General features: G+C 67.8%; 16 protein-coding genes and 1 pseudogene. 10 read left to right on the top strand and 7 right to left on the bottom strand.

The genetic code is table 11. The annotated features are described in order from the left end of the window. The first annotated feature begins 208 nt into the window (after positions 1 to 208). Entirely contained in the window at positions 209 to 889 is a 681-nt protein-coding gene (locus tag GM672_RS17025) for a DUF4142 domain-containing protein (RefSeq protein ID WP_155471732.1), read from the top strand. A gap of 82 nt (positions 890 to 971) precedes the next feature. Here GM672_RS17025 and GM672_RS17020 read toward each other — a convergent pair whose 3' ends face one another. The 4 genes from GM672_RS17020 to GM672_RS17005 form a co-directional block, all read right to left on the bottom strand. Continuing rightward, on the bottom strand, positions 972 to 1,475 hold the full coding sequence (locus GM672_RS17020) for an OsmC family protein (RefSeq protein WP_155471731.1): 504 nt from the start codon (positions 1,473 to 1,475) through the stop codon (positions 972 to 974). A gap of 114 nt (positions 1,476 to 1,589) precedes the next feature. Beyond that, entirely contained in the window at positions 1,590 to 2,471 is an 882-nt protein-coding gene (locus GM672_RS17015; RefSeq protein WP_155471730.1) for a protein phosphatase 2C domain-containing protein, read from the bottom strand. Between the two features lie 66 nt (positions 2,472 to 2,537). Continuing rightward, positions 2,538 to 2,855 (bottom strand): hypothetical protein, encoded by a 318-nt coding sequence (locus GM672_RS17010; RefSeq protein ID WP_155471729.1) that lies wholly within the window; start codon positions 2,853 to 2,855, stop codon positions 2,538 to 2,540. An 84-nt stretch (positions 2,856 to 2,939) separates the two neighbouring features. After that, a complete protein-coding gene (locus GM672_RS17005; RefSeq protein WP_211517380.1) occupies positions 2,940 to 3,587 on the bottom strand; it encodes a hypothetical protein in 648 nt (215 codons plus the stop codon). An 87-nt stretch (positions 3,588 to 3,674) separates the two neighbouring features. Between GM672_RS17005 and GM672_RS17000 the strand changes: the two genes are divergently transcribed. From GM672_RS17000 to GM672_RS16975, 6 genes are all read left to right on the top strand, one after another. Then, positions 3,675 to 4,268: a DNA-3-methyladenine glycosylase I gene (locus tag GM672_RS17000; protein ID WP_155471728.1), complete on the top strand. Its 594-nt coding sequence runs from the start codon at positions 3,675 to 3,677 to the stop codon at positions 4,266 to 4,268. Then, positions 4,261 to 5,955, top strand: a complete 1,695-nt coding sequence (mnmC1, locus tag GM672_RS16995; RefSeq protein ID WP_229417788.1) for an FAD-dependent 5-carboxymethylaminomethyl-2-thiouridine(34) oxidoreductase MnmC1 — start codon at positions 4,261 to 4,263, stop codon at positions 5,953 to 5,955. Before GM672_RS17000 ends, mnmC1 begins: the two co-directional genes overlap by 8 nt. A gap of 91 nt (positions 5,956 to 6,046) precedes the next feature. Next, on the top strand, positions 6,047 to 6,748 hold the full coding sequence (locus GM672_RS16990; protein WP_155471726.1) for a sensor histidine kinase: 702 nt from the start codon (positions 6,047 to 6,049) through the stop codon (positions 6,746 to 6,748). Further along, positions 6,745 to 8,469: a tetratricopeptide repeat-containing response regulator gene (locus tag GM672_RS16985; protein WP_155471725.1), complete on the top strand. Its 1,725-nt coding sequence runs from the start codon at positions 6,745 to 6,747 to the stop codon at positions 8,467 to 8,469. The genes GM672_RS16990 and GM672_RS16985 overlap by 4 nt, the downstream gene beginning before the upstream one ends. 137 nt (positions 8,470 to 8,606) lie before the next feature. Next, a complete protein-coding gene (locus GM672_RS16980) occupies positions 8,607 to 11,669 on the top strand; it encodes a sensor histidine kinase (protein ID WP_155471724.1) in 3,063 nt (1,020 codons plus the stop codon). Positions 11,670 to 11,793: 124 nt separating this feature from the next. Next, positions 11,794 to 12,744, top strand: a complete 951-nt coding sequence (locus GM672_RS16975; protein WP_155471723.1) for an alpha/beta fold hydrolase — start codon at positions 11,794 to 11,796, stop codon at positions 12,742 to 12,744. A 15-nt stretch (positions 12,745 to 12,759) separates the two neighbouring features. On the opposite strand, the gene GM672_RS29975 is transcribed toward GM672_RS16975, so the two are convergent. Continuing rightward, the gene (locus tag GM672_RS29975) at positions 12,760 to 13,404 is read right to left on the bottom strand and encodes a response regulator transcription factor (RefSeq protein WP_229427723.1); all 645 of its coding nucleotides are present in this window, start codon (positions 13,402 to 13,404) and stop codon (positions 12,760 to 12,762) included. A 131-nt stretch (positions 13,405 to 13,535) separates the two neighbouring features. Between GM672_RS29975 and GM672_RS16965 the strand changes: the two genes are divergently transcribed. Beyond that, the gene (locus tag GM672_RS16965) at positions 13,536 to 13,958 is read left to right on the top strand and encodes a cupin domain-containing protein (RefSeq protein WP_155471722.1); all 423 of its coding nucleotides are present in this window, start codon (positions 13,536 to 13,538) and stop codon (positions 13,956 to 13,958) included. 25 nt (positions 13,959 to 13,983) lie between these two features. Here the strand turns inward: GM672_RS16965 and GM672_RS16960 are convergent, their stop codons facing one another. Both GM672_RS16960 and GM672_RS16955 read right to left on the bottom strand, forming a co-directional pair. Next, positions 13,984 to 14,643, bottom strand: a complete 660-nt coding sequence (locus GM672_RS16960; RefSeq protein WP_155471721.1) for a glutathione S-transferase family protein — start codon at positions 14,641 to 14,643, stop codon at positions 13,984 to 13,986. 32 nt (positions 14,644 to 14,675) lie between these two features. Continuing rightward, on the bottom strand, positions 14,676 to 15,395 hold the full coding sequence (locus GM672_RS16955) for a PhaM family polyhydroxyalkanoate granule multifunctional regulatory protein (RefSeq protein ID WP_155471720.1): 720 nt from the start codon (positions 15,393 to 15,395) through the stop codon (positions 14,676 to 14,678). 485 nt (positions 15,396 to 15,880) lie between these two features. On the opposite strand from GM672_RS16955, the gene GM672_RS16950 reads away from it, so the two are divergent. Both GM672_RS16950 and GM672_RS16945 read left to right on the top strand, forming a co-directional pair. Further along, a complete protein-coding gene (locus tag GM672_RS16950; RefSeq protein WP_308807446.1) occupies positions 15,881 to 17,014 on the top strand; it encodes a sensor histidine kinase in 1,134 nt (377 codons plus the stop codon). Positions 17,015 to 17,087: 73 nt separating this feature from the next. Beyond that, positions 17,088 to 17,515: pseudogene (locus GM672_RS16945) on the top strand (DUF3108 domain-containing protein); the annotation flags it as partial.

The raw sequence follows: 17,515 nt of genomic DNA, 5'->3' as shown, positions 1-17,515 counted from the left end.
TCGCCGCTACGGCCCCCGGACAGCCGCCAAGGCTGGCCGGGGGCCGTTTTTCATGGTGCCACCCGGTGCCTGTTGCAATCCTGCCGCCGCGTGCGCGTGGAGTGCGTCTCTTACGTTGTATACAACGTAAAATGCATTTCCAACCATGAAAACAAAATAACGGTTCCTGAAAGCGGCCTTTTCGGTAGATAACCCACAGGAGAATCAGATGAACAAGGCAAAGATGTGGAAGAGTTTTCTGGGCGTGCCGCTGCTGGCGGTCCTGATGAGCATCGGTTCGGCTCATGCACAGTCGCTGGCGAAAGCCGATGAGAAATCGTTGAAGGACATGGCGATGGCCAATATGGCCGAAGTCGAAGCGGGCAAGCTGGCATTGCAAAAATCGCAGAATGCCCAGGTCAAGACCTTCGCGCAGCAAATGGTCGACGATCACACCAAGGGCCTGGACGAAGTGAAGGCCGTGGCACAGGCCAAGGGCGTGGCACTGCCGGCTGAGCTGGACGCGAAGCACAAGGCCATGGCGAAGAAGCTGGAAGGTATGTCCGGTGAGAAATTCGATATGGCGTACCTGCAGCAGGCCGGCGTGAAAAGCCACAAGGAAGCCAAGACCATCGTAACGAAGGCGCAGTCGAATGCGAAGGACGCGGACGTCAAGGGCCTGGCCGCGAAACTGCAGCCGACCATCGACCAGCACATGGGCCATGTGCAGCAACTGGAAGCGAGCCTGAAAGGCGGCACGACGGCAGCCGGCGCCAGCAGCACGGGCAAGACCGGCAGCAGCGCCATGATGCCGGAATCGAAGGACAAGGTGAAGAAGGCCCAGGAAACCAGCGGCAATACGGACGCGCCGAGCGATCCGGCCAATCCGGCCAATAAACCGGTCAAATAAGGCTGGCGCCACGGCGCAAGCCATCGACGACCTCGCCGGGCACCTTGCCCGGCTTTTTTTCGTCGCCCGCTTTTTCTCTTCGTCAGCCTAGCGATTGCTCCGGCAATTCCTCGCTGCCGTCCGGTTCGATGGCCGGTTCGATCGTGATTTCCGTCTTCAGCGAATTGGCGACGTAGCACTTCTCGTGCGCCTCGTGGTGGATGGCGGCGATTTCGTCCTCGTCCGGCCAACGCTCGCCACCGAAGACGATCTGCGGACGCAGCGTGATATTGGTCAACGCCATGCGCCCGTCGGCATTCTTGCCCAGCAGGCCGACTGCACTGTCGGAATAGCTTTCCACCGTATGGCCCCGTTTTGCCGCCAGCGACAGGAAAAACAGCATATGGCAGCTCGATGCGGCCGCTACCAGCGCTTCTTCCGGATCGATATTGTCGGCCACCGACATCGGCAGCGGCACCGACAGCGGCGACGACGATGCCGGCACGCGCAGGCCGCCATCGAAGATCCATTCGTGGGCGCGGCTGTATTTCTGGTCGAGGAAGGCCTGGCCATTACGCTGCCATTCCAGTTTTGCTTCGAATTGCATGGGAGCTCTCCTGCGAAGTGGGGACGTCCATGGTAGCGCAACTGGCGCCGCGCGGCCTGCGCGCTTCCGCCCAAATTCTGCTCACCAACTGCGCTGCTGCTGCTCAGCTGCTGCTCAGCCCAATACCTTGCACACCACGGCCGACGCATCGTCGGCCCGCTTGACGGCGCCGCTGTCGGCACGCTGCCGGTCCGCCTCGAAATGGCGCAGGTCGGCCAGCACGGCGGCCACGCCTTCGGTGATGCAGCGCCGCGCCATGGCACCGGCCGACTGCAAGCGGTAGGGATCGACGATGCGGTAGAAACCGTCCGTCATGCCGAGGACGACATCGCCTGGGCCCAGCGCCAGCGCGAACGTGCGCGCAGCCAGGTCACCGCGCGGGTCGAGGCACAGGATGGCCGGCGCCACCATCGTGTTCTGCTGCTCGCGGCGCGCGCGCAGCATCGGCAGCAGGTGGGCCTTGCGCGCGGTGGCGTCCACGCCAGCCTGCGTCAGGCGCTCGATTTCGGCCAGCAGGATGCCTTCCTGGGGATTCACGTACGGGTCCAGGTCCACCACGCCGCTGCCTTCGCGGTACAGCAGTGTCTTGCAGTCGCCCACACAGTAGGCCTGCAAGGCAAGCGCGGGGCCGGTGGCGACGATGCGCAGCCAGCTCATTGCGGCGATGGGCCAGGCATGGAGGGGAACGTCGCCGCCGCCGGTGCGCTCCACGAAAGCCCGTCGCAGGTCGGCCAGTGCCGCCTTGACGCTGTCGGCCTGGCTGCGCTCGCGGTGCAGCAGCGGTTCCAGCCGGCGGCAGAACTGCCTGACAAACCACACCACGTCGCCAGCCGCCGCATCGATATAGTTGTGCTCCGCAACCGAGGTGGCACCATCGAGCACCACGATATCGGTCACGCCATCGTGCTCGAAGACGGCGATCATGTCTTCGTTGTGAAAGGCGTCGGCGCCGGCGGAGATATGGTCGATGGCGAGGGGGCGGGGTGGGGTGGTCATGGGGAGCCGGCGGCGGGTTGCTGACCGGCCGATTCTAGCACTCGTCCATGGGTAAAAACTGACCTGTCAGCGCACGGGATCGGGGTCGAAGTGGCGGACAGCATCGTATGCGTGCTGCTCGATGATTTTTCGTACGCGCGCGTTACCGGCATACTTGCGCGCCAGCTTTCCATGCTGGCGCTGTGCGGTCGCGCAATGGCGGTCGACACCCCGTTCGATGGAGCGCCGGCGCTCCGGCGGCAGGGAACTGTCCCACTTGCCCGCAAGGCGCTCGCAGAGATCGGCATGCTTGATGAAGTCACGCACCTCGCGGGGCAGCGGCGGCGCAGCCAGCGCGGTGGTCGTCATGAAGGTCGAAGCGAGTAGTGCAAGCAGATGCCTCATATTACGCTCCCAAGCTGCTCAGCCGGCGGCTCGACAGTTTCGACCTGTGAATATCGAACCATGTCGGACGGGGTCAGCCCGGCCTCACCCCCGCGTCTTGCGCCCCGTCGCCGACCAATGGAGTTTGTCGTTGCTGCCCCCGACGGACTTGATGACGCCGTAGGTGGCCCCGACGCCGATCAGTTGCGGGTTCATGCCCGTGCGGGGCAGGCGGTCCAGCACGACTTCCTTGCCGGCCGCGTCGCGGATGGTGGCGACGCCGCGCCACGAGATCGTCATGTCGATGGCACGGCCGTCCTGGTGCAGCGAGTCCAGCGACGGCGCGGCGCGCAGGCCGCTCATGCCGAAGGCCGCCACCATTGCCTGCGCCGCCCGGATGCTGTCTTTCGGCGCCGGATGGACCCAGTCGATCGGCACGCCTGTCATCGGCGGCACGTCTTCCGGCTCGACCTTGCCGCGGGCGATCTTCCAGCTCCAGTGCATCAGGTAGGCGCGCTCGCGGGAGCGCAGGGTGGCGGCGATGCGCACGCGGATGGTGGCGGCCGCCATCGCGGCCAGGAAGGCTTCCACGGCCGTGCGAAACGACGGCGCCAGGTCCTGGGTGGCGCGGCTGCCGGGGATGCGGTGCACCCACGCGGCGCCGCTGGGCTCGCGTGTGGCGGGCGCGTGGTCAGGCGCCTCGGGCGTGCAGGGCGTGTCGGTGCCGTTGTCAGGGAAATCGGGGTTGGTCATGCGCTTGTGCTCCGGTTTTCGGCGTCGCGATGGCCGCACGCCGTGGCTTCACTTATACTGCGAAATTCCCGAACGCCGCGCACGACCATGCCCACCACGCCCTCGCCACCTTGCCGCTGCAGCTGGGCCAATCCGGCCAATCCCCGCTATATCGCCTACCACGACGAGGAATGGGGCGTGCCCTGCCACGACGAGCTGCGCCTGTTCGAGATGTTGAACCTGGAAGGCGCCCAGGCCGGCCTTTCTTGGGAGACCGTCCTGAACAAGCGTGAGACCTACCGCGCCGCCTTCGACCGCTGGGATGCGGGGACAATCGCCGCCTACGGCCCGGACAAGGTGGCCGCGCTGCTGGCCGATCCCGGCATCGTGCGCAATCGCCTGAAGGTGGCGGCCGCCATCACCAATGCCCAGGCCTACCTGCGCCTGAGGGGCGAAGGCCAGACCCTGGACAGCTTCCTGTGGGCCTATGTGGACGGCAAGCCCCTGTGCAACCATATCGCCGCGCCGGGCGACCGGCCGGCCAGGACCGCCCTGTCGGACCGGCTGTCGAAGGACCTGGCCAGGCGGGGCTTCAAGTTCGTCGGCTCCACCATCATCTACGCCTACATGCAGGGCGTCGGCCTGGTCAACGACCACGATGCCGCGTGCTTCCGCCAGCAGGAGTGCGCGCGCCTTGCCTGATTCGCGTCACGTCATCCTCGACACCGGTTTCGGTCGCGGCGAGCGCCTGGCCGCGGCGCGTGCCGGGGGCCGCACCTTGCATTACATCGCCGTGCTGGCGACCTTGCCGCCGGCCGAAGCCATCGAGGACGCCGGCCTGCGCGCTGCGTGGCCGACGGCCGTGCCGGGCCTGCACCGCCTCGTGCTCGATGGCGGGCGCACCACGTTCGACATCCTGCTGGGCGACGTCGATGCGGGCATCGGCGAGCTGGCGGCGCGGGTCGACGCCTTCTTCGTGCCGGCGCCGGTATCGTCGCTGCGCGCGCTGGCCAGGCTGGCCGTGCCCGATGCGCGGCTGACGGCCGTGGATGGCGACGATGCCTGGCGCCGGGCCCTGCGCGCCGCCGGCTTTTCGTGGGACGACACGGCGGCGCAAAATGGCTGGCTGCAGGCCCGCTACACCAGCCGCAAGCCGCAGCCGCCCCGTCCCGCGCCACCCGTGCGCAGCGCCATCGTCATCGGCGCCGGCCTGGCCGGCAGCGCGGCCTGCGAGCGCCTGTGCGCGCGGGGTTGGCAAGTGACGGTGATCGAGCGGCACGCCGAAGCGGCCTCGGAGGCTTCCGGCAACCGCGCCGGCATCTTCATGCCGCTGCTGTCGCGCGACGACAATATTCCCACGCGGCTGACCCGCGCGGCGTACCTGTACGCGCTGCGCCATTGGCAGCGCTTGGGCGGGCTGTCGCCGGGTGGCGTGCCGATGCTGGGCGCGCAGTGCGGCGTGCTGCAACTGGCGCGCGATGCCGAACACGCCGCCTTGCAGCAGGAGGTGGCGGCCCAGTGGCGCTATCCCGAGGAGTTCGTGCGCTGGATCGACGCCGCAGCCGCCGCGAACCTGCTGGGTTCCAGCACGCCGCACGGCGCCTGGCTGTTCGGGCAGGGCGGCTGGGCCAATCCGGCCTCGATCTGCCGCGCCTCGCTGGACGCCTGCGGTACCCGGCTGCACCGTGTGTTCCATGCCGAGGCGCTGCGGCTGGAGCGACGCGGCGACGCCTGGCATGCGCTCGATGCGAACGGGCGCACCTTGGCCAGCGCGGCCCGTGTCATCGTCGCCAACGGCGCCGGCGCGCTGCACCTGCCGCAGACGGCGCCGCTGCCCCTGTACACGATGCGCGGCCAGGTCACCCACGTGGCGGCGCAGCGCTTCGCGGCGCTGCCGCTGGTGGTCTGCCGCGAGGCCTACATGACGCCGCCGGTGGACGGCATCGTCAGCGTCGGCGCCACCTACGACAAGGATGCCGACCGTGCCCTGCGCGCCGCCAGCCAGCAGGAAAACCTGGCGCGGGCAGTGGAAATCCTGGGCGAGGCGCGGGTGCCGGCCGGCCTGCCGCTGGAAGGGCGCGTCGGTCTGCGCTGCATGGCGCCGGACCGGCTGCCGCTGGTAGGGCCCTTGCCGGACTTCGACGCGGCCGGTCAGCCGGAACGGCTGCGCGACGTCGATCGCCAGCCGAACCTGCACGCGCTGCTGGGGTATGCGTCGCGCGGGCTGATCTGGGCGCCGCTGGCGGCCGAATTGCTGGCCTGCCAGCTGGAAGACGAAGCGCCACCCCTGGAAGCGAGCCTGGTGGCGGCCCTGGACCCGGCCCGGTTTTTGTTGAAAGAGCGCAAACGAAATCGCGCCCAGACTGTCGCAATCCTGCCAAAACCTTGATTTTGCAGGGGGTAGACGGCATTCAGTCGGTTGTTGCCGTACGGCATCTAATATAATCTGCTCCACTGAAACCGCGTTGGAGAATTCCAGGATGGACGATCACACCGGCTCCCCCGAGCTGTTCATGTTTCTGGCTTCGACCGTCCATGACATGAAGAACTCCATCAGCGTCCTGGGCGGCACGCTGGAGAACCTGCTCGACCAGGCCAGGCCGGAACAGCAGGCCGACCCGGCCTACCCGCAGATGGCGCACATGCTGTACCAGACCCGGCGCCTGTCGGACAACCTGATGCAGCTGCTGGCGCTGTACAAGGAAGTGGGCAAGCCCACCTACCCGTTCGAGCCGAACACGGTACCCGTGCGCGACCTGGTGCAGCAGGTGGTCAGCCAGGTGCGCATCCTGCTTGAATCGAAGCAGATCACGCTGGAGGTGGAAGCACCGCCCGAACTGCTGTGGACCTTCGATGAGGACCTCGTCATCGGCGTGCTGGCCCATGCCGTCAACAACGCCGTGCGCTACACGCGCGACCGCATCCGCCTTGCCATCGCCGAGCGTGACGGCATGCTGGAACTGTCCGTGGCCGACAACGGCATGGGCTTTCCGCCGTCGATGCTGGAGGCGGGCGCACTGGTGGGGCAGGGCGTCAACTTCCTCACCAACAGCAGTGGCCTGGGCCTGTTCTTCGCCAGCGAAGTGGCGCGCATGCACAAGCGCCGGCAGGTGGGCGGCACCATCCGGCTGGAAAACGGCGGCCCGCTGGGCGGCGGGCGCTTCGTCCTGACCCTGCCATGACGACCACCTACATCACCGCCAGCGGCGCACCGACGGCGGAAATCGCCGACGTCGACTGGGGCGAGAAGCGCTACCTGATCGTCGACGACTTCGTCGGCATCCGCCAGCTGCTGCGCGAGTCGCTGCGCAATATCGGCGCCCGCCATATCGATCAGGCCTCGTCCGGCGGCGAAGCCATGACCCTGCTGCTGCGTACCCACTACGACGTGGTGCTGTGCGACTTCAACCTGGGCGAAGGCAAGAACGGCCAGCAGGTGCTGGAGGAAGCGCGCGTGCGCAACCTGATGATCCCCAGCAGCGTTTGGCTGATGGTGTCGGCGGAAAAAAGCGTCGAATCCGTCATGGGCGCGGCCGAGCACCAGCCCGACGCCTACATCATCAAGCCCATCACGGAAGGCGTGCTGCTGACGCGGCTGAACCGCGTGTGGCACAAGAAGCAGGTGTTCCGCGAGATCGACGCGGCCTATATCGAGAAGGACTACCTGCGCGCGGCGCGGCTGTGCGACGCCCAGGTGGCGCGCCACAAGGTGCACGAGATCGACCTGATGCGCATGAAGGCGACGTTGCTGCTGAAGGCCGGTGAGCCGGACAAGGCGCGCACCGTCTACGAGCGGCTGCTGGAAGAGCGCGAATACAACTGGGCCCGCACGGGCCTGGGCAAGATCCGCCTGGCCAATGGCGACCACGAGGCGGCACGCCAGATGTTCCAGGGCGTGATCGGCGAAAACCGCTACTACATCGACGCCTACGACCAGCTGGCCGGCGCACTCGGGCTGCTGGGCCGCCATGAAGATGCCTGCGAGGTGCTGGCCAAGGCGGCCAAGCTGTCGCCCAACTCCGTGCAGCGCCAGCGCAGCCTGGGCAACACGGCGCTGCGCATCGGGAACATCCCCCAGGCCGAACACGCCTTCCGCAAGTGCATCGCCATCGGCGAGTACTCCATCAACCGCACTGTCGACGCCTACCTGGGCATGGCGCGCGTGTGCGGCCAGAAGGGCGACATCAAGGAAGCCCTGCGCCTGCTGGCGACGGCCCAGCGCGACTTCCCCGGCGAGCTGGTGGCCCTGCGCAGCAAGATCACAGAAGGCCTGGTGTACCACGAGAGTGGTGACTTCCGGCGCGCCCGCAAGTCCGGCGACGAACTGGAAGCCATGCTGGAAAAGGAACGCAAGCGCCCGCAGACGGCGACCTGCATCGAGATGGCGACCCTGCTGTTCGCCGTCGGCGTCAAGGACGCACCCGTGGAGCTGTTGTGCCACGTTATCCGCAATAACCACGACAACCCCGTGCTGCTGGACGAAGTGCAGAAGATCTTCGACAAGGCGCGCATGGGCGAGGAAGGCATGGCGCTGATCGCCGAAGCGCGCCGCGAGGCCGCCGAGATGATGAACAAGGGCGTGCTGCTGTGGAAGACGGGCAAGCTGGCCGAAGCCGTCGAATGGATGCGCGAGGCGCGCGAACGGCTGCCGGACAATATGCGTATCCTGTTCAACTCCGCCCAGATGCTGATCAACCACATGCAGCTGCACGGCTACGACGAAGCGCTGATGATCGAGGCAAACGGGGTACTGATGCACGTGGACGAACTGGCCGCCGGGCAGCAGCGCTTCGCCCAGCTGGTCGAGCAGCTGCAGGTGCTGATTCCCGGGCGGGTGCCGGCCGAAGGCGAGGCTGAAGCAGTGGAACCGGTGGACGAAGGGGCGGCACAGGCGGACGCCTAGGGCAATCCCTGCCCGTCCATGCCGGGCTCATGTATACTTGGCAATAGCTCACGCCCCACGGGCCAGGCGCCAGCCATGGCCGCCTTCACCAACCCAGGGCAAGCACCACCGGCATGCCGGATGCCCAAGCACGTCTCATGGACACCAGAATCGACCAAGACCACGCGGCGCCGCTGCGCCGCCGCTGCGCCGGCGGCGGAACCGCCTTGCTGCGACACGGCGCCGCCCTGCTCATGCTGGTGCTGTCGTTCACGGCCCTTGCCGGCACCCCCGCGCTGTCCGGCTATGCCCATACTTCGTGGAACGGCCAGCGCGGCGCGCCCGCCGACGTCGTCCAGTTCACGCAAACCCGGGACGGCTGGCTGTGGATCAGCTCTCCCCACGGCCTGTTCCGCTTCGACGGCGTCGACTTTCAGCGCATGGACAGCGTGCAGGGCCACCGCCTCCACGCGAACAATACCCTGGGACTGCTGACCACGCGCGACGGGCGCCTGTGGGTGGGCGGGCGCTTCGGCGGCATCAGTGTCTTCTCGGCCGGGCGCAGGCAGCTGTTCACGGAAGCGGACGGCCTGCCGCGGGGCTCCGTGATGACGATGACGGAAGGGCCGGACGGCGGCGTGTGGGTGGCCACCAGTACCGGCCTGGGTTACCTGGCCCCCGGCGCGACGGTCTTCCGCCGCATCGGCAAGGCCGAAGGGCTGCCGGAAACGGCGACGCGGCAGATCCTGTTCGGCCGCGACGGCCGCCAGTGGGTGTCGGTCCAGGGCGGCATCTACTTTCGCGATCCCGGCCAGGCCCGCTACCGGCGTGCCTGGCCCCATATCGACCTGATGGCGATGGCCGAAGCGCCGGATGGCACGCTGTGGGGCTCGGACGGCATCGACAAGCAATACCGTGTGCTCCCCGCCGCGCCAGCCGGCAACCCACGTCCGCGCGCGGAACTGGGCGGCAACGGCGCCCTGTTCGATCGCACCGGCACCATGTGGGTCCTGAAGCTGGACGCGCTGGAACGCCGCCAGGCCCCGTACACCGGCAGCGCCGCGAACGCGCAGCAGCTGACCCGGGCGCACGGCATGAGCGGGCCCTTGCCGCAGACGGCATTCGAGGACCGCGAGGGCAACCTGTGGATCGGCACGTCGGCCGGCCTGGACCGCCTGCGGCGTACGCGCCTGCAGGCGGTGCCCGTCGATACCGCGTTCGACCGGCCCGGTATCGTGGTCGACGGCCACGAAGGCGTCATCATCGGCGACCAGCGCCGGCCCCTGGGAAGATACGATAGCGCAGGCCTGCGGCAGACGCTGGGTCGACTGGACCTCACGGCCGCCTGCCGCGCCGCCGACGGCGGCCTGTGGCTGGCCGGCGCCACCGAACGCTGGCACCGCAATGCAGCTGGCAGGGTAACCCGGCTGCCGCACCCACCGGAGCTGGCCGGCAATGCCGCGCAGGCCATGACGATCGACGGCAAGGGCCGCATGTGGGCGTCGATCTCGCGCCGCGGCTTGTTCCGGATCGAGGATGGCACGTGGCACAAGGATGGCGGCCTGCCCGGCATGCCGGACGGCCTGGCCTTGTCGCTGACGACGGATGCGGCCGGGCGGGTGTGGGGCGGTTTCGATCGCAACCGGATCGCCATGATCGGGGACGGGCGCGTACGGGTCTTCGGCGAGGCCGACGGTCTGCGCCTGGGCAACGTGCAGGTACTGCTGGTGGACGGCGCGCGCCTGTGGGCCGGTGGCCAGGACGGGCTGGCCTGGTACGACGGCGCCCGCTGGCACGGCGTCGGCGCGGCCGGTGGGCAGCGCCTGCGCGGCATCTCCGGCCTGGTCCGCACCCGCACGGGCGAGCTGTGGCTGTACGGCTCAGACGGCATCAGCCGCATCGATGCAGCGCATGTCGAACGCCTGCTGCGCGAGCCCGGATGGCAGCTGCCGCTGGAACGCTTCGATGCTCTCGATGGCCTGGTGGGCAGCGCCGAGCAGTTGCGCCCCTTGCCGTCGATGGCGCAGGGAAGCGACGGGCGCTTGTGGTTCGCCACCGCCAGCGAAGTGGCCAGCCTCGATCCGGCTGCCTTGTCGCGCAATGCCCTGGCGCCGCCCGTGCAGGTGCTTTCGCTGCATGCGGGCGAGCTCGATTTTCCCGCCCAGGCCAGCGTGCGCCTGCCCATCGGCGAGCGCGACCTGCGTATCGCCTATACGGCACTCGGCCTGGCCATTCCCGAACGAGTGCGCTTTCGCTACCGGCTTGAGGGCTTCGACCAGCGCTGGCAGGAAGCCGGCACGCGCCGCGAGGCGGTGTACACCAACCTGCCTCCAGGCGCCTATCGCTTCCGCGTCATCGCCGCCAACGAGGACGGCGTGTGGAACGAATCGGGCGCCACGATGGCGCTGGAGGTGCCGCCGCGTTTCGTCGAGACGGGATGGTTCACGGCCCTGGCCGTGCTGCTCGGTGGCGTGCTGCTGGCCGCGCTGTACCTGCTGCGCGTGCGGCGGCTGACGGCGCATATGCGCGACCGGATGAAGGAGCGCTTGGCCGAGCGCGAACGCATCGCCCGCGGCCTGCACGACACGCTGCTGCAAAGCGTGCAGGGCCTGATCATGCTGTTCGAGCAGCAGGCCCGCCGCCTGCCGCTCGGTGCCGAGGAACGGGACAGGATCGAGCAGACCCTGGAACTGGCCGACGAACTGATGGCCGAAGGGCGCGACTGCATCGCCGACCTGCGCACCGCCCAGGAGCCCGAGGAACTGAGCGAGGCGCTCAGCCAGTTCGGCAGCGTGCTGCTGCAGCAGCGCTTCACGGCCACCGTGAACGGCAAGCCGCGCCTGCTGTGCCCCCGCGTGCGCGACGAAGTGCGGGTCATCGCGCGCGAAGCGCTGTTCAACGCCGCGCGCCATGCGCGGGCGGGCCGGGTGGAACTGGTGATCGACTACCGCCCCGACGGCCTGGCCGTGCTGGTGCGCGACGACGGCTGCGGCATGGCGGCCGCCGGCGACAAGGCACAGCAGCGCAAGCACTACGGCATCGTCGGCATCGGCGAGCGCGCCAGGGCCATCGGCGCGACCTGCACCCTGCTCTCGACACCCGGCCAGGGCACGGTCATGCAGCTCGATATTCCGGCCGAGCGGGCCTATCCCGGCCGCCGCACGGCGGCCCTGTTCCTGCGGCTGCGCCAGCGCCGCCGGCCCCATGCCGAAGCGGCATAGCTTCCCCTAGCTCGAACGAGCTAGCACCGCCGCACTCCTCGTGACGATGGCGGCCACGGCGTTCCCCGTTACGCTGTGGCCCACCTGTTCAACACGAACGCCATTGACCCTAGACGAGGAAAGCATGACCCAAGCCAGCAATCCGGACCAGCGCCGCCGCAATGTACTGCTGGGCGCCGCCACCGTGGCCGCCGCCGCCGTGCCGCTCGGCGCCGGCGCCGCGTCAGCGCGCCCGGCACGTCCGATCGCCAACCTGACGACGCGCGACGGCGTCACCCTGTACTACAAGGACTGGGGGCCGCGCGACGGCAAGCCGGTCGTCTTCAGCCATGGCTGGCCCCTGAATTCGGACAGCTGGGAATCGCAGATGATCTTCCTGGCCGACCAAGGCTACCGCTGCATCGCCCACGACCGCCGTGGCCATGGCCGCTCCAGCCAGCCCTGGGACGGCAACGACATGGACCACTACGCCGACGATCTGGCCCAGCTGATCGAAGCGCTGGACCTGAAGAACGCGGTCCTGGTGGGCTTTTCCACCGGCGGCGGTGAAGTGGCGCGCTATGTCGGCCGCCACGGCACGAAACGCACGGCCGGCCTGGTGCTGGTGTCGGCCGTGCCGCCGCTGATGCTCAAGACGGCGGACAACCCGGGCGGCCTGCCGCGCGAGGTGTTCGACGGCATCCGCGCCGGTTCGATCGCCAACCGCTCGCAGCTCTACAAGGACATCGCGGCCGGCCCGTTCTTCGGTTTCAACCGCCCCGGCGCGAAAGTGTCGCAGGGCCTGATCGACGGCTGGTGGATGCAGGGCATGATGGCCGGCCACAAGAACACCTACGACTCGATCAAGGCGTTTTCCGAAACGGACTTCCGCGCCGACCTGAAGAAGTTCGACAAGCCGACCCTGATCATCCACGGCGACGACGACCAGATCGTGCCGATCGACGCTTCCGGACGCGCCGCCGCGGCCATCGTCAAGCATGCCAGGCTGCTGGTGTATCCGGGCGCGCCGCACGGCCTGACGGACACCCACAAGGACCGCGTCAACAGCGACCTGCTGGCGTTCCTGAAGGGCTGATCCGGCCCGCCGGCGTTACAGCGTGATGATGCCCCGCTTCGCCGCGATGGCAACGGCGTGGGTGCGGTCCTGGGCATCGAGCTTGGCCAGGATCGTGCGGATATGGGCCTTGACGGTGTCCTCGGCGATACCCAGGTGGACGCCGATCTGCTTGTTGCCGTTGCCGGCGGCGGCGCTGCGCAGCACCTCCACCTCGCGCTCGCTCAGCCTGGGCTGGCCCAGGTGCTCGACCAGGGTGCGGGCCACGTCGGCGGGAATCCATCGCCGCCCCGCATGCACGGCGAGGATGGCATCGATCAGGTCCTTGCGCAGGCTGTGCTTCATCAGGAAGCCGGCCGCGCCCAGTTCGATGGCGCGCCGCATCTGGTGGTCGCCCTGCAGGGTCGTCAGCATGACCACGCGCGCTTCGCCGTCCAGCCGGCGCAGGGCCGCCAGCGCCTGCAGCCCGTCCACGACGGGCATGGCGATGTCCATGATCGTGATGTCCGGACGCAGCGTGCGAAAGGCTTCGGCAACGCCGGCGCCGTCTTCGAGCTCGCCAACCACCTCCATGCCGGGCTGGCTGGCAATGGTATCGGCCAGGCCCGCCAGGATCATCGGATGGTCGTCGACGAGGAGGAGGCGAATGGGCTTGCTGCTTGGCGGTTCGGTGCTGCTCACGGCATGGACTCCGGGGTAGGACGCAAAACGCGCAGTGTAAACGAAGTAAGCGGCGCAATCGACACTACCGGTTGTCCGTTATCGATATTTGCAGGACTTTTGGCATCGAGCCACCAACACAGGAGAAACCAATGAAATCCACTCTTCGCATCACCGCCGCCGCGCTGTCGCTGGCATTCGTCGCCGTGCCCGTCATGGCGCAATCGGCCGCCACCTTGCCGCGCGCGAAATTCGACGCGAAAGGCATCGCCCGCACGGAAACCGTGCGCAGCGAATTCGACAGCAAGCGCGAAGCCATCCAGGTGCGCGTCGACTTCAAGCCGGGCGCCTCGTTCCCGAAGCACTCGCACCCGGGCGCGGAAATCGCCTATGTGCTCAATGGTTCGATCGACTATGAAATGGACGGCAAGATCATCCGCCTGAAGGCCGGCGAATCGCTCTACATTCCCGCCGGTGCCGTGCACTCGGCGAAGAATACGGGCGCGGAGGTCTGCTCCGAACTGGCAACCTACGTGGTGGAGAAGAACCAGCCGATCGTCATTCTCGACAAGTAAGCCGGTGTCGTAAGCGCGCGCCCGGTCAATCCCGGTCGGGCGCCCCCAGCGGGAACAGCTCGCGGTAGGGCCGTGCTTCATCGACCGCGCGGGCGAACGACGGCCTTGCCAGCAGCCGGGCGCGGTAGGTGCGCAAGGCGGCATGCCGTTCGGCGATGGGATGAGTCCAGTCGGCGTAGAACAGCGCCGGCGCGGCGGCACAATCGGCCAGGGTGAAAGCGTCGCCGGCAGCCCATTCGCGCCCGGCCAGGTGGCCGTCGATCCACGCGTAGGCCCGGTCCAGTTTCTCGACGGCGCAGGCCATGGCCTCGCGCTGCTTGTCCGCATCGCGCGTCAGCGCACCGGCCACCGCCTCCTGCATCGGCGCCATGACGTGCAGGTCGAAGAAGCGGTCGAGAAAACGCACGTCGAGTGCCGCCATCGGGTCGGCCGGCAGCAGGCGCACGGGGCCCGGCGCCGTCAGTTGCAGGTATTCGATGATGATGGACGCTTCCACCACATCGCGCCCGCCGTCCACCAGCAGGGGAAACGTGCGCAGCGGCCAGCGTTGCAGCCATTCGGCCCCATGCTGCGGATACTCCGGTGCCAGGCTGCGAAATTCGTGAGGCGTGGCGTTTTCGTACAGCGCGACCAGCACCTTCTGCGTGTACGAGGAAAATGGATGGCCGTACAGCAGCAGCGCCATGGCGAACCTCCCGTGCGAGTGTCTGTTGCGGTTTATTCCTTCGGCTTCGGCCCGGCCTTCTTGGCCGCCGCAGCCCGGCGTGCCGCGCCGATGCCCTTGTCGCCATCGAGTGCGGCGTCCGGCGTGCCGCCGGCCTGGCCGGCCGTGTTGTCCTGGCTCGTGGGCACCGGCGCTGTCGGCGACACCTTGCCGGCCGGGTCGGCCACCATGGCCGACGTCACGGCCTGCTTGAACTGCTCCTGCAGCATATTCCACCACGCGGCCGGGTTGGCCATCTGGGCCGCGGCGGCGGCGGCCGCGTCGGGCTTGGCGGCTTTCGCGTCCTCGGCCGGCTTCGGTGCCGGTGCCGGCGTTTTCGCCGCCTCCGGCTTGGCAGCCTTGGGGTCGGATTGAGGGAAGAAGGCGGCGGCGTAGGGATTGGCTTCGAACAGGGACTTGTCCTGGCGCGCCGACTGCTGCATCGCCTCGGCCATGGTCTGGCCCATCGTCTTCAAGGTGGCGATCGTGTGGCGCTGCACTTCCAGCGCCTGGATACTGCTGCGCAGCATGGCCGCGTTCAGGTTCAGCCACGATTCGACGGCCTTCAGGTCGCTGATCTTCTTGTCCAGGTCGTCCACGGACAGCGTGGGCGTGGCCAGGCCGGGCAGCGACATGCCGGGCACGCCCATGCTGCCCCACAGGTTTTTCACGAAGTCCAGCGTGTCCGTCATGGCGGCGGCGCCGGGGATATTCGGCATTTGCGGTGTGCTCATCATTGTCTCCTAACGTCCCGCTGGGATAGGCGGTGGGGCGACGCTTAGCGTAGCAGATTCCGGGCGTCACTGCGAAAAAGTTGTCAGTTCGTTCAAGGTGCAGCGAACGGCCCGGTTCCTCACCGATGGTTCGTTGTCATGGAACATCAGGATTCCGCCACTCGACGCAACATTTGTTGCCCTGAGTGCCTTGTCCCCTGACCGGGACCGCAACCGGCGTGTCGGGCTTGCCGAACCGTGGGGAGTTTCGGGCCGTCGCCGGGCACCTTTAGGGCTGTGCCCGCCATCGGCCTGGCCTGGCGGTGGGGCAACCGCCGCACCAGCCCGCCGATACCGGTTGACGGATGCGGCAAGGAAGCGCACCGTGGTTCCGGGTGCGCCCGATGCCGCCCTGTATGGCTGATGCCCCTTTCCGTCGTGGCAAGCCATCGTCGCGTCTCCATCTCGTTAGCCTGGTTCCTGATTACCTTCTTGTGAGGCTCCCTATGATGCACGACTTCTTGGCAAATAATGCCGATGAGCTGATCAAACGTTGTACCGCCAAAGTGGCAAAACGACCCCGGCGCAATGCCACCGAAAGCCAGTTGCGCAATGGCATCCCGATGTTTCTTTCTCAACTGACCCGGACACTGGAAGCGGAACAGGATGCGGGGTCCGGCGCGGGCGTGGCGATATCCGGCGCCTCCGGAGGCGATCATGCCAAATTGTCGGAAATGGGAGTCAGTGCGGCCGCTCATGGCAGTGCACTGCTGGCCCTGCACTACACGGTCGATCAGGTGGTACACGATTATGGCGATCTCTGCCAGGCCATCACCGACCTTGCGGTCGAGCGGGACGCGCCGTTCACCGTTGACGAATTCCGCACCTTGAACCGTTGCCTGGACGATGCCATCGCCGATGCCGTCACGGAATTCAGCGCCCAGCGCGACGCGTTTATCGCGAAGCAACAGTCGGCGGATGTGAACGAACGCCTCGGCTTCACGATGCATGAACTGCGCAATTCGCTGAGCGTCGCGATGATGGCGGCAAAGGCGATGGAAGCAGGCGCGCTGTCAATGACGGGCGCGACCGGCGCCGTGCTGAAACGCAGCCACGAGGCCATGAAGCGGCTCATCGCCGATTCGCTCGACGAAGTGCGCAGCAGGGGGACGTTGCAGGATCCGGACCGGATATTCTCATTGGCGGCCTTTATCGACGAAGCGCGTGAAGCGGCGCAACTGGAAGCAGACCGGCGCGGCAATGAACTGGCGGTGCCACCGGTCGACCCGGCACTGGGCCTGGAAGGGAACCGCGACGCGCTGCTTGCCGCACTGGCAAACGTGTTGAACAATGCCTTGAAGTTCACCCGTCCGCACACGCGGGTTTCGTTGACGACCCGTGTAGCAGGTGAGCGCATCCTGATCGAAGTGCGGGACCATTGCGGCGGGCTCCCAAGCGGCAATGCGGAGAAGATGTTCTCGCCGTTCACCCAGCGCGGCGAGGACAAGTCGGGATTGGGCCTGGGACTGGCAATTGCCCGGCAGAGCATCAGCGCCGACGACGGCCGCCTTACCGTCGAGAACTTCCCGGGCGTGGGCTGCGCGTTTACCATCGACCTGCCACGCCGCCTGCTGCCTTGAGCCTGGCCGGGTAGCAGGCACACCAGCCCGGGCTGCGAGCGCAGTCTGGGGCAACAGACGTTACACTAGCAGCATGACGTCTTCCTTCCTGTCCCGCTATCGCCGCGTCCTGGTGCTGGGCGCGGCCACCGTGGCCCTGCATTACCTGACGATCGACTGGCTGGCGGCGCGCATCGGCATGCGCTTCGATGCGCCGCAGGCGCCCGCCACCGTCAGCGCGCAGTTGCGGCTGGCGCTGCCCCAGCGCATCGAGGTGCCGGCCCCGGCGCCCAAGGCGGAGCCTGAACCCGTGCCCGAGCGGGCGAGCGAACCGGTGCCGCCGCCGCGCAAGAAAAGCGCTCCCGAACCGGCATCTGCGTCGTCCGACCAGGCAGCCGCGCCGGCCGAATCCGGCGGCACCATGCCCCCGGCCGATGGCGATGCTGCTGAGCAAGGCGGCGCGGCCGAACCGGCCCCTGCGCTACAATCGCCCGAGCCGCCCCCGGCTGCGCCGCCCGTGCC

The organism is Pseudoduganella buxea, from assembly GCF_009720835.1.
GTDB classification, from domain to species: domain Bacteria; phylum Pseudomonadota; class Gammaproteobacteria; order Burkholderiales; family Burkholderiaceae_D; genus Rugamonas; species Rugamonas buxea.
Note: the sequence above shows the minus strand (reverse complement) of the source record. Positions and strands in the feature narration are given on the sequence as shown.